Origin of the sequence: Lentzea sp. NPDC006480, from assembly GCF_040611995.1 — a bacterium.
Classification (GTDB): domain Bacteria; phylum Actinomycetota; class Actinomycetes; order Mycobacteriales; family Pseudonocardiaceae; genus Lentzea.
On the sequence record NZ_JBEXPJ010000091.1, the window covers coordinates 1 to 14,287 of the forward strand.

Here is a 14,287-nt window from a genome sequence, read left to right on the forward strand (position 1 = left end):
GGCCGGACCCCGAGACGGTGCCGCAGCGTGCGCACGCCGTCCTCACCGGCCAGCTCGGACCGCAGGACCGCGATCTGCCGGTCGGACAGACCCGCGCGCTTCGCCTTGCGCAGCAACGGCTCGTCGAGCACGGGAGCGTCCAGCAGCTCTTGACGCAATGTGCCGAGCCACGCGATCTGCTCGATGAACCACGGGTCGATCCCCGACGCCCGGTGAACGTCCTCAATGGACGCACCCAGTCGAAGTGCACGCTCGACTGTGTAGAGGCGGCCGTCGTGCCCGCGCTCCAGCTGCTTCAGCGTCGACTCGAGCGTAGCGCCCTCGGGGTCGGGCTGAGTCCAGAAACCGACCGATTTCGTTTCCAGCGAACGCAGCGCCTTACCGAGCGCTTCGACGAAGTTCCGGCCGATCGACATCGCCTCGCCGACCGACTTCATCGTGGTCGTCAAAGTCGGGTCCGCACCGGGGAACTTCTCGAAGGCGAACCGGGGAGCCTTCACGACCACGTAGTCGAGCGTCGGCTCGAACGACGCCGGGGTCTCCCCCGTGATGTCGTTGGTGATCTCGTCGAGCGTGTAGCCGATGGCGAGCTTCGCGGCGATCTTGGCGATCGGGAAACCCGTTGCCTTCGAAGCAAGAGCCGACGACCGCGACACCCGCGGGTTCATCTCGATGACGACCATGCGGCCGTTCTCGGGGTGGATCGCGAACTGGATGTTGCAGCCACCGGTGTCGACGCCGACCTCGCGGATGACCTGGATGCCGACGTCGCGCATGTGCTGGTACTCGCGGTCGGTCAGCGTCATCGCGGGCGCCACCGTCACCGAGTCGCCCGTGTGCACGCCCATCGGGTCGATGTTCTCGATCGAGCAGATGACGACCACGTTGTCGTTGCGGTCGCGCATGAGCTCAAGTTCGTACTCCTTCCACCCGAGCACGCTCTCCTCGATGAGCACCTCGGTGACCGGAGACTCCTCAAGACCGATGGCGGCGAGACGCTCCAGGTCCTCGGGCGTGTAGGCCATGCCGGAACCCAGGCCGCCCATGGTGAACGACGGCCGGATCACCACCGGCAGACCCAGGTCCGCGACGGTCTTGCGGACCTCGTCCATCGTGTTGCAGACGGCGGAACGCGGGACCTCGGCACCGATGCGGCGCACCAGGTCCTTGAAGATCTGCCGGTCCTCGCCGCGCTGGATGGCGTCGATGTCCGCGCCGATCAGCTCGACGTTGTACTTCTCCAGCACCCCGCGTTCGTGCAGCGCGATGGCCGTGTTCAACGCCGTCTGCCCGCCCAGCGTCGCCAGGATCGCGTCCGGGCGTTCCTGCGCGATGACCTTCTCCACGAACTCGGCCGTGATCGGCTCGATGTAGGTGGCGTCCGCGAACTCGGGGTCCGTCATGATCGTCGCCGGGTTGGAGTTCACCAGGCTGACCCTGATGCCCTCCTCCCGCAGCACCCGGCACGCCTGCGTGCCCGAGTAGTCGAACTCGCACGCCTGACCGATGACGATCGGGCCGGAGCCGATGACCAGGATGTGCTTGAGATCAGTCCTCTTCGGCATCAGCGGGCCTCATTCATCAGCGTCACGAACTCGTCGAACAGGGGCGCCGCGTCGTGCGGACCGGCCGCCGCCTCGGGGTGGTACTGCACGGAGAACGCCGGCGCGTCGAGCAGCCGGACACCCTCGACGGTGCCGTCGTTGGGGCAGTAGTGCGAAAGAACGGCCCGGCCGAACTCCGAGGAGAACTCCTCCCCCGGCGTGCCCTCCAGCGCGAACCCGTGGTTCTGCGAGGTGATGGCGACCTTGCCGGTGGCCACGTCGATCACCGGGATGTTGATGCCGCGGTGGCCGTAGCGCATCTTGTACGTCCCGCGGCCGACCGCGCGGCCCAGGATCTGGTTGCCGAAGCAGATGCCGAACAGCGGCAGCTTCCGCCCCAGCGCCTCCTTGGTGAGTGCGATCGCGTGGTCCTGCGTCGCCGGGTCACCGGGGCCGTTGGACAGGAACAGCCCGTCCGGGCTGACCTTCAGGATGTCGTCGAAGCTGCTGGTCAACGGCAGCACGTGCACCTCAATGCCGCGCGCCGCCATCATCCGCGGGGTGTTCGACTTGATGCCCAGGTCGAGCGCCGCGACGGTGAACTTCTTCTCGCCGATCGCCTCGACCACGTACGGCTTGTCCGTGGTGACGTCGACCGCGAGGTTCGCGCCGATCATCTGCGCGGATGCCTTGACCTGCTCGACCATCGACGCGTCGTCGGACAGCTCGGAACCGGAGAACACCCCGGCCCGCATCGCGCCCTGCTCGCGGATGTGGCGGGTCAGCGTGCGGGTGTCGAGGCCGGAGATGCCGACCACGCCCTGGTTGGCCAGCTCCTCGTCCAGACCGCGCTTGGACCGCCAGTTCGACGGCGTGCGCGCGGGGTCGCGGACGACATATCCGGCGACCCAGATCCTCGACGACTCGTCGTCCTCGTCGTTCCAGCCGGTGTTGCCGATCTGCGGCGCGGTCTGCACCACGATCTGGCGGTGATACGACGGGTCGGTCAGGGTTTCCTGGTAGCCCGTCATGGCCGTGGAGAACACGACCTCGCCGAGCGAGACGCCGGTCGCTCCGTACGCCTCACCGCGGAAGACGCGACCGTCTTCCAGCACCAATGCCGCGTTCGTCACGCCTTGCCTCCCACTAGAGCCTGAACCCATTCCTCGTAAACGTTCTTGTCATCGCCACGGAAGCCCGTGTCGAAGAGGTGGCCTTCGTTCTCCCACTGGACCACCAGAAGTCCCTCTTCGCTGAACATGACCTTCCCGGCGAGCCCGCGGTCGGTCCGGGCGTCCCGGATGGACTCGGCGGGGATGAAGATCGGCGTCGCGCCGACACGTTCGATCGCGACGCCCTCCGGCACCAGGCTCAGCGTCGCCTCCGCGCGGTGGCCGATGTCGCCGACCTGAATGCGGTCCTGCCAGTTGCCCGCGTTCGTCGTTCCGATGTAGACGCCCGTGGTCGCGAGCTGCGCCTCACCGAGCTTTTCGGGAGTCGACGGGAACGCGGGCAGGTCGGCCTGCTTGCGCTGGCGTCGCTTCCAGCCGTGCCACATGCCGTACACGCACAGCGCGAAGAACAGGAAAACTGCGAGAACGAGCAGCACGCGGGTCATTCCGCAATCCTTCCCGCCAGTGCCGTGACGCGGCCACGCAAGATGGTCGCCGTCACCACGCCGGGCAGCTCCATGCCCTCGAACGGGGTGTTGCCCGCGATGCTCGCGAGCTCCGCGCCGCTCACCGTCCACGTCGCGTCCGGGTCCACCAGCACGAGGTTCGCGGGCTCACCGACCGCGATCGGACGACCCTGGTCGGTCAGTCCGGCGATCTCGGCGGGCTTCTCGCTCATCACCCGTGCGACGCCGCGCCAGTCGAGCAGGCCGGTCTTGACCATCGTCTCGACGACGATGCCCAGAGCGGTCTGCAGGCCGAGCATGCCCGGCCGGGCAGCCGACCACTCGCAGTCCTTGTCCTGGATCGCGTGCGGGGCGTGGTCCGTGGCGACGCAGTCGATGGTGCCGTCCGCCAGCGCCTGGCGCAGCGCGTCGACGTCGGACTGCGTGCGCAGCGGCGGGTTGACCTTGTTGACCGGGTCGTAGGTGGAGAGCCGGTCGTCGGTCAGGATCAGGTGGTGCGGGGTGACCTCGGCGGACACCTTGGTGCCGCGCGCCTTGGCCCACTTCAGGACGTCGGCCGTGCCGGTCGTGCTGACGTGGCAGACGTGCAGCTTCGCGTCGACCTGCTTCGCGAGCAGGCAGTCGCGGGCGACGATCGACTCCTCGGCGGCGGCCGGCCAGCCCTGCAGACCGAGCCGGGACGCGTTCTCGCCCTCGTGCGCCTGAGCGCCGATCGTGAGACGCGGTTCCTCGGCGTGCTGGGCGATCACGGCGCCCAGGGCCTTCGAGTACTCCAGCGCCCGGCGCATGATCAACGGGTCGTGCACGCAGTGGCCGTCGTCGGAGAAGACCTTCACGCCTGCCTTGCTCTTGGCCATCGTGCCCAGTTCGGCGAGCTTCTCGCCCTTGAGCCCGACGGTGACGGCGCCGACCGGGTGGACGTCGACGAGGCCGACCTCCTGGCCGCGGCGGGCGACGTGCTCGACGATCACCGCGTTGTCGGCGACCGGATCGGTGTTGGCCATGGCGAAAACCGCCGTGTAGCCGCCCAAAGCAGCCGCACGCGAACCGGTTTCGATGGTCTCGGTGTCTTCACGACCCGGCTCACGCAGGTGGGTGTGCAGGTCCACGAAGCCCGGCAGCAGAACCGCGCCGTTTCCTTCGATGATCTCGGCGTTGTCGTCCGAACCCTCTGCGATCACGCCGTCGCGGATCAGCAGATCGATCGGTTCCCCCTCGCCATAGGGACGTACTCCCTTGAGAAGCAAGGGTTTCACGCGGTTTCCTCCTCGTGGGCAAGCAGGTGGTACAGCACGGCCATGCGCACGTGGACACCGTTGCGGACCTGCTCGGTGATGGCGGCCTGCGGGCTGTCGGCGACCACGGAGGCGATCTCCATGCCGCGCAGCATCGGGCCGGGGTGCAGCACGACGGCGTGCTCGGGGAGCAGCTTCAGACGCCGCTCGTTGAGGCCGTAGGCGATCGAGTACTCGCGCGAGCTCGGGAAGAACCCGCCGGTCATCCGCTCGGCCTGCACGCGCAGCAACATCACCGCGTCCTGCGAGGCCAGCTCGGAGTCGATCTCGTGCGAGACCGTGACCGGCCACTTCTCGACACCGGTCGGCAGCAGGGTCGGCGGGGCCACCAGTGTGACCTCGGCGCCGAGCGCGGTGAGCAGGTGCACGTTCGACCGCGCCACCCGGCTGTGCAGCACGTCCCCGACGATCGCGACGCGGCGGCCGTCGAGGCTGCCGAGCCGGTCGCGCAACGTGGCGGCGTCGAGCAACGCCTGCGTCGGGTGCTCGTGCATGCCGTCGCCGGCGTTCACCACGGACGTGTTGGTGTGCTTGAGCCAGCCAGCGAGCCGATGGGCCGCACCGGACGCCGGGTGCCGCACGATCACGCAGTCCGCGCCGGCGGCCTGCAGGGTCAGCGCGGTGTCCCGCAGCGACTCGCCCTTGCTGACGCTGGAACCGGAGCTGCTGACGTTGATCACGTCCGCGGACATCCACTTGCCCGCGATCTCGAACGACACCCGCGTGCGCGTGCTGTTCTCGTAGAACATCGTGATCACGGTGCGTCCGCGGAGAGTCGGCAGCTTGCGGACCTCACGGCCGAGCAGCGCCTGCTTGAGGCGGTCGGCGGTGTCGAGGATCGCGATGGCCTGGTCGCGGTCGAGACCGTCGGTGGAGAGCAGGTGCTTCACTTCAGCACCACTCCGTCGCGGCCGTCGAACTCGTCCAGCATCACCACGACGTCCTCCGTCTTGGAGGTCGGCAGGTTCTTGCCCACGTAGTCCGCGCGGATCGGCAGCTCGCGGTGGCCGCGGTCGACCAGCACGGCGAGCTGCACCGCGCGGGGACGGCCGTGGTCCCTGAGCGCGTCCAGTGCGGCGCGGATGGTGCGGCCGGAGAACAGGACGTCGTCCACGAGCACGACGAGCTTGTCGTCGATACCGCCCTCGGGCAGCTTCGTCGTCTCCAACGGCCTGGTCGGGCCTCGGCGGAGATCGTCGCGGTAGAGCGTGATGTCCAGAGTGCCTTCGTGCACCTGACGGCCGGAGAACTCGGCGATCTTGGCGGCGAGGCGACGTGCGAGCGGGGCGCCCCTGCTGGGGATACCCATCAAGACGACGTCGGGTGCGCTCGGTGCATCGAGAGCGGTCTTCTCGATGATCTGATGGGCCATTCGGGCGACAGTGCGCGCGACATCACCGGCCGAGAGAATCTCGCGATCCCCGGCCGGATCCGTCGCGCCACGTTGACGTGACGCCACGGCTGGACCTCCTTCCCCGCCTCACTGGACGGGTCCTTAAAGGACGTCGGACACCTATGAACAACTAGGCTGACCTGCACCGTATCACCTACGGACGGTCAACCATCCGAGTGGTGTCGCAGGCGTGGCGCGCGTCTCTCCCCGAGATCAGCTTGACCTGTCGACCACGGCGAGTAATCATTACTCTGCGTATCGATCTAAGCCTCCCCGCAGCACGGCCGTACTGCTGACGGGGCGAATGAACGGAGAACCGCCACATGGGCGACTACGCCAAGGCGCTGGGGGCCAAGCTCCGCGCTATCCGCCAGCAGCAGGGCCTGTCCCTGCACGGCGTCGAGCAGAAGTCCGGCGGTCGCTGGAAGGCCGTGGTCGTCGGCTCCTACGAGCGCGGTGACCGCGCGGTGACCGTGCAGAAGCTGGCCGAGCTGGCCGACTTCTACGGGGTTCCCGTCGCCGAGCTCCTGCCCGAGGGCCGGGTGCCGTCGGGTGCCGAGCCGGCCACCAAGATCGTGATAAACCTGGAACGGCTCCAGCAGCTGCCGGTCGAGAAGGTGGGCCCGCTGGCCCGCTACGCCGCGACCATCCAGTCGCAGCGCGGTGACTACAACGGCAAGGTCCTCTCCATCCGCACCGAGGACCTGCGCTCGCTCGCGATCATCTACGACATGACGCCGGGCGAGCTCACCGAGCAGCTCATCGACTGGGGTGTCCTGCCTCCCGAGGCCCGCCCCGCGAAGGAAGACTGAGCTCTCACCCTTTTGGAGCAGCGGCTCCCTCACGTCCTGTTAGTCGCCCTGAGGACGTGAGGGAGCCGTTGCTGCATTCAGGGGGTTCAGCGTCTCGGATCGGGTGGCGTCGGCGGCTGCCGAACCCCGCAGCAACTCCCCCAGATCGTGACTCTGTGCATGCTCACTGGTGGTCATCGCCGCCGTGATCCGATCGAGTCGGAAACCCCGGCCCGCGTGACGTGTCCGGCACCACGCGATGAGGTACCAGCGGCCGTCGGTGGTGAGCAGGCCGGCGGGTTCCACGACCCGTTCGCTCTGCCGTCCGGACGCGTCGGTGTAGGTCAGGCGCAGCACGGTGTTCGTGTCCAGAGCCTGGTGGACCGCCGCCCGGACCTGAGCGTCGGTTCGCGACGGCAACGTGACGATGCGAGCGGCCAGCCCCGCGGCCGCAGCCGTCGCGGGACCGTTCAGCACCGCCGCGATCTTCTGGAACGCCGTGCGGGCGGCGTGCGAGCCGTCGGCCCCGGCGAGCGCGGCGGCCAGCACCGACGCCTCTTCCGGCGTGAAGTGGAGCGGTGGCAGGGTCATCGCCGGGTCGATCGACCAGCCTCCGCCGCGCCCCGGCGTGGTCCGCACCGGAACGCCTGCCTCCATCAACGCCTGCAAGTCGCGTTGCACGGTCCTCGTGCTGACTTCGAGTCGTGCTGCGAGAGAAGCGACCGTCAACGACCTCGGCGCCGCCGCGCGCAACTCCTCCACCAGCGCGTACAGCCGGGCAGTGCGGTTCACAAACCCGATCCTGCCAAGAACTCCCGCTCGCGGCGGAACTCCCGTTCGGCGATCGTCAACGGGTACAGCGTGAAGCCGTGCGGCGCGCCCGCGACGACGCTCAGCTCCACGGGCGCCTGCCACCTCTCCGCCAGGGCGAGGGAGTCCTCCAGCAGCGGGTCTTCGGCACCGACGACGATCCGGGCGGGCGGCAGGCCGGTCAGGTCGGCGAAGACGGGCGAGATCTCCGGTGCCCGGCGCTGCTCGGCTGTCATCCCCGGCGTGAACTGCTCATACGTCCGTTTCAGCCGGTCGGTGGCGGGCTCCGACAGGTCGTACGCACCGAACACGAGATTCGCCGCCCGGAACACTCCGGGCAGCCGCAGCAAGGTCAGGACGCTCAGGTGGGCGCCCGCCGACTCACCGCCGATCAGCAGCCTCTTCGTACCGAACTCGGCCTCGGCCCACCGAGCGGCGGCCTCGCAGTCGTCCGGCCCGGCGGGGAACGGGTGCTCCGGAGCCAGCCGGTACTCGACGCTCACCACGGCCAGCCGCGTCTCGGTCGCGAGCTTCCACAGCTTTTCGTCCTGCCCGTCCGCCGAGCCGAACGACCAGCCGCCGCCGTGAATGTGCAGGTAGACGCCATCGACGCGGTCCGGCGTGAACACCCTGACCGGCACGCCGTGCACGACCCGGTCCTGGGCCTGCGGCAGTCTGACCGGTGGCGTGTCACCACCGAGCCGGTTGCGCCGCAGAACCTCCAGCGGCAGTTCCCTCGGCTCGTACCTGCGGTTGAACTCCAGTGTTTCAGCGAGGCAGTCCTCGTCGGTGATCTTCATGTCGCGGACGATCGCACCCGTGCGCGACACCGTCCTGTCACCCTTTACGGATACGTGGCGTCCAGCACGGTGACGGCGTTGCGGACGCCCTGCTCCAGGACGTCGTCGGCGAGCTGCCTGTCGGCCAGGGCGCGGGAGAGCTGCAGGGTCCCGATCATCAGGGCGTAGACGCCGAGGGTCGCCGTGCGCGCCGACGGCGGATCGTGCGGTGCCAGCCGGGCGGCGATGTCGTCGATGAGCGCCACCACGCTGCCGGTGTAGGCCTGCCTGGTCGGTTCCGCGCACCGGCCGATCTCGTCGAGCAGCGCGGCGGACGGGCAGCCGTCCTCGGGGTGGTCCCGGTGCTCCGGCGAGAGGTACGCCCGCACGATCTGGTCGACCCCCTCGCGGCCGGGTGCGAACGTGGCGAGCCACTCCCGTTGTCCGTTCAGCTGGTCGGTGACCGCGGTCGCGACCAGGTCTTCCTTGGACTCGAAGTGGGCGTAGAAGGCGCCGTTGGTCAGCCCCGCGTCCTTCATGAGCGTCGCGACCCCGGAGCCGTCGATGCCGTCGCGCTTGAGCCGGCGACCAGCGGTCTCGATGATCCGCTGCCTGGTCGCCTGCTTGTGCTCTTTCCCGTACCGCACCACGCGCTCCTCCAACCCTCAAGTCAGTACGATCGTAATCCAAATCCGCCGGACCCCTTGCCTCCCGGCTCGCGCTCAGCTTATTGTCGTATGGTCGTAATCCAATAGAGCGGGAGCCAGGGACATGCGCGCGTTCGTCGTCGATCGCTACGGAAGAGGTGGCGCGCTGCGGTCCGCCGAGGTGCCAGAACCCGAGGTGGGAGCGCACGACGTGCTCGTCCGCGTGCACGCCGCGAGCGTCAACGTGCTGGACGCCAAGATCAGGAACGGGGAGTTCAAGCTCTTCCTGCCGTACCGCCCGCCGTTCGCGTTGGGCAACGACGTCGCCGGCGTCGTGGTCCGGGTCGGGTCCGAGGTGCGGAAGTTCAAGACCGGCGACGAGGTCTACGCGCGGCCGGACAAGGACCGGATCGGCACCTTCGCCGAGTACATCGCCGTCGGCGAGAACGACCTGGCAACGAAGCCGGAGCGGCTCACGATGGCCGAGGCGGCCTCCGTCCCGCTGGTCGGCCTGACCGCCTGGCAGGCGTTGATCGAGACGGCCGGACTGCGCAAGGGGCAGAAGGTCTTCGTGCAGGCGGGTTCCGGTGGCGTGGGGACGTTCGCGATCCAGCTGGCCAAGCACCTCGGTGCCACCGTCGCGACGACCACCAGTGCGGCGAACACCGGCCTGGTCGAGCGTCTCGGCGCCGACGTCGTGATCGACTACCGGACCGAGGACTTCGAAACCGTCCTGCACGACTACGACGTGGTGCTGCACAGCCAAGACGACGCCACGCTGGCGAAGTCGCTGCGCGTGCTGAAGCCCGGCGGAAAGCTCATCTCGATCTCCGGCCCGCCCGACCCGGCCTTCGCGAAGGAGATCGGGAAGCCGTGGATCCTGCGGCCCGCGACGCGCTTCCTGAGCCGTGGGGCCAGGAAAGCGGCCGAGCGACACCAGGTCGGCTACTCGTTCCTCTTCATGCGGGCGAACGGTGAGCAGCTCCGCGAGATCACCGCACTCATCGACGCCGGGGCCATCACGCCGGTTGTGGACCGCGTTTTCCCTTTCGCAGCAACGAACGAGGCCATGGCGTATGTCGAGAAAGGACGCGCCAGGGGCAAGGTCGTCATCGAGATGAAGGAACCGTCATGAACGTGATCACCCGCTACGCGGACGCGCCGACCAAGACCATCGACATCGGCGGGGCGACGTTCGCCTACCGCGAGCTCGGCCCGCAGACCGGCGTCCCGGTGGTCTTCCTGACCCACCTGACCGCGGTCCTGGACAACTGGGACCCCCGCGTCGTCGACGGCATCGCCGCGAAACACCGGGTCATCACGTTCGACAACCGGGGCGTCGGCGCGTCCACCGGCTCGACGCCGAGCACGATCCAGGCCATGGCGAAGGATGCCGTCGCCTTCATCCGGGCGTTGGGGCTGGAGCAGGTCGACCTCCTCGGCTTCTCGATGGGCGGCATGATCGCCCAGGTGATCGCCGCGGACGAACCCCAGCTCGTCCGCAGGATGATCATCGCGGGCACCGGACCCGCCGGCGGCGAGGGCATCAGGAACGTCACGCGGATCTCCCACCTCGACACCGTCCGGGCGCTGCTCACCCTCCAGGACCCCAAGCAGTTCCTCTTCTTCACCAGGACCGCCAACGGGCGCCGGGCGGGCAAGGAGTTCCTGGCACGCCTCAAGGAGCGCAGGACCGACCGGGACAAGTCGATCTCCCTGAGGTCCTACGGCGCACAGCTCAGGGCCATCCACCGCTGGGGCCTGGAGGAGCCGGCCGACCTCTCCGGCATCCGCCAGCCCGTGCTCGTCGCGAACGGCGAGAGCGACAGGATGGTGCCGTCGTCGAACTCGGCCGACCTGGCCCGGCGCCTGCCGGACGCCCGGCTCACGCTCTACCCCGACGCCGGGCACGGCGGCATCTTCCAGTTCCACGCGGAGTTCGTCGCGGAAGCCCTGGAGTTCCTCGGTTAGACGAGAGCGGCGAGCTGCTCCTTGTCCTGGATGACGTGGATCGCGACGATCTTGTCGTCGCGGACCGTGAAGGCCATGACGGAGAACAGCACGCCGCCGACCTTGGTGACGAAGCCGACCTCGCCGCCGATGAGCGCGAACTGGATCTCCGCCATCGTCGCGTACTTCTTGAACAGGCTGGCGCGCCCGGCCACCGTGCGGCCGCCGATGACCTCCAGCGCACCCGCCTTGAGCGTGACGTCCGGGTGCAGCACCGACACCAGGCCCTCCAGGTCGCCCTCGCGCGACGCCCTGAGGAACGCGTTCACCACTTCCCGCTGCTTCGGCAGGTCGACGTTGGGCTGCGGCCGGTCCTGCACACGTTTGCGCGCCCGTGACGCGAGCTGACGGGTGGTCGTGGGCGTCTTGTCGATCAACGGCGCGATGTCGTCGAACGGCACCGCGAACATGTCGTGCAGCACGAACGCCAGCCGCTCGTCGGGCTTGAGGGTGTCGAGCACGACCAGCATCGCCAGCCCGACCTCGTCCGCGGCAACGGCGAGGTGCTCGGGTTCCTCGCGGGTGTCGATCACCGGGTCCGGCATCTCGAACGCGTGCTCTTTGCGGTCGCGCAGCATGTTCAGGCACACCCGGCCGACGACGGTGGTGAGCCACGCGGCCGGGTTCTCGACCTCGCTGGTGTCCGCCTTCTCGACGCGCAGCCACGCGTCCTGCAGCGCGTCGTCCGCCTCGGCGAACGAGCCCAGCATCCGGTGCGCGATCGCCCTCAGCCGCGGACGTTCCTGCTCGAACTGCGCGATCACTACTTCCCCCTGTGGCCTGGCTCACAACCTGTCACGTTCCCGAGCGCCTCCGGGTCAACCGGGCAACAAGGCACTCACACAGGAGCGTAATCATGAAGATCCTCGTCACCGGCGGCACCGGCACCCTCGGCCAGCACGTCGTCCCGCAGCTCCGCGCTCACGGCGCAGAGGTTCTTGTGCTGAGCCGCAGCAACGGCGACATCACCTGCGACCTGATGACCCAGGTGCCGCAGATCGACGCCGACATCGATGTGGTGGTGCACCTGGCAGGCGGTCAGAAGGGCGACGACATCGCGACCCGCAACCTGCTCGCCGCATGCGGGAACGTTCGCCACTTCGTGTACATCTCGGTGATCGGCGCCGACACCGTTCCGCTCGCGTGGTTGCGCACGAAGCTCGCGTGCGAAGAGGCCATCGCCGCGTCGGGCATCCCGTTCACGATCTTGCGCGCGGCCCAGTTCCACAACCTCACGCTGACCATGGTGCAGGCCATGGCCAAGCTGCCGATCGTGCCGGTGCCTGGCATGCGGCTGCAGCCGGTCGACGCCCGGGACGTCGCTGAACGCATCGTGGAACTCGCCCTGGGCTCGCCCGCGGGCCGGGTCGCCGACCTGGCCGGTCCTGCCGTGTACGACATGAAGCAGCTCGTGCAGGACTACCTGACGACCGCGGGCAAGCGGCGGCTCACCGTGCCGGTGCGGTTGCCGGGCAAGGCCGGGAAGGCTTACCGGGGTGGCCAGAACCTGACCAAGGACTGCGACCACGGCACCCACACGTGGGAGGAGTTCCTTGCGGCGAGCTGAGTCAGACGGTCGCGACGAACGAGCGCCAGGCGGAGGTGCTGAACGCCAGCACCTCACCGGCCTGGTTCTTGGAGTCGCGGACGAGCGCGTCGTGGGAGAGCGAGACCTCGACGCAGTCCCCTTCCGGGGTCCCGTTGCTGTAGCTGCTCTTACGCCAAGAGCGATCCTGAGTCATCGAGTTCCTCTCGCGGCTGACCGGCGTACTCCGCCAGCTTCCTCCGCGATTGTTCCTCATCCAAGGCGACTTCCTCCAAGCGGTTGAAGATCATCCTCGTCCGCGCGATCGCTCCCCGATCCTGCACGAACACATGGGTCAGATCGGTCTCGCTGTAGGCGATGGGCATCGCCTTGGCGTACTCCCACAGCCGCAGGCCAGCTGAGTTGACGAACACGTCGGCGGGCGCGATGCGGATGAAGCGCGCGCCGGTCAGCAGCCGTCGATGCTGAGCCTGCATGACTTCGGCGTCTCCGATCTGCTGCCGAAGCGCTAGCTCATGGATGTAGAACACGCAATCCGGCCGATCATGTCGCCGCAACACCGCTTGCCGATCGATCCGAGCTTGGACAAGAGCGGGAATTCGTTCCTCAGCCACGCCTGCTGCTCGGTACACAGCAGCCGCGTACTCAGCTGTTTGCATGAGGCCGGGCACGGTCAGCGTGTCGTAGTTGATCATCTTCGTGGCGGTTGATTCAGCCATGGCGAGAGTGCGGACGTTGTCCGACACCTGCACGATGTATTCCTCGAACGCGTTGCGGTAGCGGCGTTTGAAGTCCTCGAAGTAGTCGGTGTCCTTGCCGCACATGGTGAGGAACTGCACCAGGTCGATCTCACTGGGGCGCGCTTTTCCGTGCTCTATGGTCGAGACCTTGCTGGGATCCCAGCCGAGTTTGATGGCCAGTGCGTGGCCGTTGAGGTTCGTGGTGGACTCGCGGAGGCGGCGCAGTTCGTCGCCGAGATCCCTGCTGTACGCGGTGGAGGGAGTGGAAGAAGCCATGCCGCCGACGCTAAATCTTGTTCTCAGTCCACGAAACTGGCTCGTTCGGGTGAAAACAGTTACCAGGGCAAAGGACCGCTGTCGTTGAAGAATCCGCCGGTCGGTCCGTCCGCGCCGAGCGTAGCAAGCCGCACGATCACGGCGGCGCCCTGAGCCGTCGTGAGGAATCCGGTGTGGTTGTTGATATCCGTGTCGACGAAGCCCGGGTCGGCGGCGTTGACGAGGATGCCGTCCTTGCGGAGCTCGTTGGCGTACTGGACGGTCAGCGCGTTCAGCGCGGTCTTGGACGGCGAGTACGCGGCCGACGCGGGCAGTGCCTGAAGCGGGCCGTCCGGGTCGGCGCAGATGGTGAGCGATCCGGCCGCGCTGCTGACGTTGACGATGCGCGGTGCCGGGGAGCGGCGCAGCAGCGGGAGCACGGCGTTGGTCACCGTGATGACGCCGAAGACGTTGGTGTCGAACACTTTCCGGACCATCGCGAGGTCGCGACGGTGCTCGGGATCTGGTCGACGGCGTCCTGCGGCGAGACCTGGCCGGAGCCGCTGATGCCGGCGTTGTTGACCAGCACGTCGAGGTGGCCGAAACGCTCCTCGATCTGCCGCGCGGCTTGTTCGGCGGTGGCCGGGTCGGTGACGTCCAGGACGAGCGCGTGGGCGTCGTTGCCCTGTGCCCGCAACGCTTTCGCGGCCTCTTCGGCGCGCTGCGGGTTCCTGGCGGCGATGAGCACCGTCATGCCTTGCGCGGCAAGCTGTTCGGCGGCCGCGTAGCCGATGCCCTTGTTCGCTCCGGTGACCATGGCGATCTTGTTCTGTGTCAT

Annotated in this window: 18 protein-coding genes; 4 read left to right on the forward strand and 14 right to left on the reverse strand. The window is 68.1% G+C overall.

Going from position 1 to position 14,287, the window contains the following annotated elements; all coding sequences use genetic code 11:
• The 6 genes from carB to pyrR all read right to left on the reverse strand — a co-directional run.
• The coding region (gene carB / locus ABZX92_RS29310) for a carbamoyl-phosphate synthase large subunit (protein WP_355566166.1) at positions 1-1,565 on the reverse strand (1,565 nt) is incomplete at its 3' end.
• Positions 1,565-2,707, reverse strand: a complete 1,143-nt coding sequence (carA, locus tag ABZX92_RS29315; RefSeq protein ID WP_355566168.1) for a glutamine-hydrolyzing carbamoyl-phosphate synthase small subunit — start codon at positions 2,705-2,707, stop codon at positions 1,565-1,567. The genes carA and carB, both read right to left, overlap by 1 nt.
• The gene (locus ABZX92_RS29320; RefSeq protein ID WP_355566171.1) at positions 2,674-3,162 is read right to left on the reverse strand and encodes a transporter; all 489 of its coding nucleotides are present in this window, start codon (positions 3,160-3,162) and stop codon (positions 2,674-2,676) included. The genes carA and ABZX92_RS29320 overlap by 34 nt, the downstream gene beginning before the upstream one ends.
• On the reverse strand, positions 3,159-4,439 hold the full coding sequence (locus ABZX92_RS29325) for a dihydroorotase (protein ID WP_355566174.1): 1,281 nt from the start codon (positions 4,437-4,439) through the stop codon (positions 3,159-3,161). The genes ABZX92_RS29320 and ABZX92_RS29325 overlap by 4 nt, the downstream gene beginning before the upstream one ends.
• Positions 4,436-5,368: an aspartate carbamoyltransferase catalytic subunit gene (locus ABZX92_RS29330; RefSeq protein ID WP_355566177.1), complete on the reverse strand. Its 933-nt coding sequence runs from the start codon at positions 5,366-5,368 to the stop codon at positions 4,436-4,438. The genes ABZX92_RS29325 and ABZX92_RS29330 overlap by 4 nt, the downstream gene beginning before the upstream one ends.
• Complete coding sequence (gene pyrR / locus ABZX92_RS29335) at positions 5,365-5,937, reverse strand: bifunctional pyr operon transcriptional regulator/uracil phosphoribosyltransferase PyrR (RefSeq protein ID WP_204760584.1); 573 nt, start codon at positions 5,935-5,937, stop codon at positions 5,365-5,367. The genes ABZX92_RS29330 and pyrR overlap by 4 nt, the downstream gene beginning before the upstream one ends.
• A 257-nt stretch (positions 5,938-6,194) precedes the next feature.
• Here pyrR and ABZX92_RS29340 point away from each other — a divergent pair, with 257 nt between their 5' ends.
• The gene (locus ABZX92_RS29340; RefSeq protein ID WP_030471611.1) at positions 6,195-6,683 is read left to right on the forward strand and encodes a transcriptional regulator; all 489 of its coding nucleotides are present in this window, start codon (positions 6,195-6,197) and stop codon (positions 6,681-6,683) included.
• A 39-nt stretch (positions 6,684-6,722) separates the two neighbouring features.
• Here the strand turns inward: ABZX92_RS29340 and ABZX92_RS29345 are convergent, their stop codons facing one another.
• Genes ABZX92_RS29345 through ABZX92_RS29355 form a run of 3 tightly spaced genes read right to left on the reverse strand, consistent with a single transcriptional unit; the run spans position 6,723 to position 8,898 of the window.
• On the reverse strand, positions 6,723-7,454 hold the full coding sequence (locus ABZX92_RS29345) for a YafY family protein (RefSeq protein WP_355566180.1): 732 nt from the start codon (positions 7,452-7,454) through the stop codon (positions 6,723-6,725).
• On the reverse strand, positions 7,451-8,302 hold the full coding sequence (locus ABZX92_RS29350) for an alpha/beta hydrolase fold domain-containing protein (protein WP_355566183.1): 852 nt from the start codon (positions 8,300-8,302) through the stop codon (positions 7,451-7,453). Before ABZX92_RS29350 ends, ABZX92_RS29345 begins: the two co-directional genes overlap by 4 nt.
• A 14-nt stretch (positions 8,303-8,316) precedes the next feature.
• Positions 8,317-8,898 carry a TetR/AcrR family transcriptional regulator gene (locus tag ABZX92_RS29355; RefSeq protein WP_355566186.1) on the reverse strand — a complete coding sequence of 194 codons (582 nt, stop codon included), beginning with the start codon at positions 8,896-8,898 and terminating at the stop codon, positions 8,317-8,319.
• Between the two features lie 124 nt (positions 8,899-9,022).
• Here ABZX92_RS29355 and ABZX92_RS29360 point away from each other — a divergent pair, with 124 nt between their 5' ends.
• Together ABZX92_RS29360 and ABZX92_RS29365 are read left to right on the forward strand one after the other, a co-directional pair.
• Complete coding sequence (locus ABZX92_RS29360; RefSeq protein ID WP_355566189.1) at positions 9,023-10,033, forward strand: NADP-dependent oxidoreductase; 1,011 nt, start codon at positions 9,023-9,025, stop codon at positions 10,031-10,033.
• On the forward strand, positions 10,030-10,869 hold the full coding sequence (locus ABZX92_RS29365) for an alpha/beta hydrolase (protein ID WP_355566192.1): 840 nt from the start codon (positions 10,030-10,032) through the stop codon (positions 10,867-10,869). The genes ABZX92_RS29360 and ABZX92_RS29365 overlap by 4 nt, the downstream gene beginning before the upstream one ends.
• Here the strand turns inward: ABZX92_RS29365 and ABZX92_RS29370 are convergent.
• The gene (locus ABZX92_RS29370) at positions 10,866-11,672 is read right to left on the reverse strand and encodes a sigma-70 family RNA polymerase sigma factor (RefSeq protein ID WP_355566195.1); all 807 of its coding nucleotides are present in this window, start codon (positions 11,670-11,672) and stop codon (positions 10,866-10,868) included. The genes ABZX92_RS29365 and ABZX92_RS29370 overlap by 4 nt on opposite strands.
• Positions 11,673-11,764: 92 nt before the next feature.
• Here ABZX92_RS29370 and ABZX92_RS29375 point away from each other — a divergent pair, with 92 nt between their 5' ends.
• Positions 11,765-12,475, forward strand: coding sequence for an SDR family oxidoreductase (locus ABZX92_RS29375; protein WP_355566197.1), 711 nt, complete (start codon positions 11,765-11,767; stop codon positions 12,473-12,475).
• A 1-nt stretch (position 12,476) separates the two neighbouring features.
• Here the strand turns inward: ABZX92_RS29375 and ABZX92_RS29380 are convergent, their stop codons facing one another.
• Genes ABZX92_RS29380 through ABZX92_RS29395 form a run of 4 tightly spaced genes read right to left on the reverse strand, consistent with a single transcriptional unit; the run spans position 12,477 to position 14,287 of the window.
• Positions 12,477-12,650, reverse strand: coding sequence for a DUF397 domain-containing protein (locus ABZX92_RS29380; protein WP_355566200.1), 174 nt, complete (start codon positions 12,648-12,650; stop codon positions 12,477-12,479).
• Positions 12,625-13,470 carry a helix-turn-helix transcriptional regulator gene (locus ABZX92_RS29385; RefSeq protein WP_355566203.1) on the reverse strand — a complete coding sequence of 282 codons (846 nt, stop codon included), beginning with the start codon at positions 13,468-13,470 and terminating at the stop codon, positions 12,625-12,627. Before ABZX92_RS29385 ends, ABZX92_RS29380 begins: the two co-directional genes overlap by 26 nt.
• Positions 13,471-13,529: 59 nt before the next feature.
• Positions 13,530-13,934 (reverse strand): SDR family NAD(P)-dependent oxidoreductase, encoded by a 405-nt coding sequence (locus ABZX92_RS29390; protein WP_355566205.1) that lies wholly within the window; start codon positions 13,932-13,934, stop codon positions 13,530-13,532.
• Positions 13,898-14,287, reverse strand: coding sequence for an SDR family NAD(P)-dependent oxidoreductase (locus tag ABZX92_RS29395; RefSeq protein ID WP_355566208.1), 390 nt, complete (start codon positions 14,285-14,287; stop codon positions 13,898-13,900). The genes ABZX92_RS29390 and ABZX92_RS29395 overlap by 37 nt, the downstream gene beginning before the upstream one ends.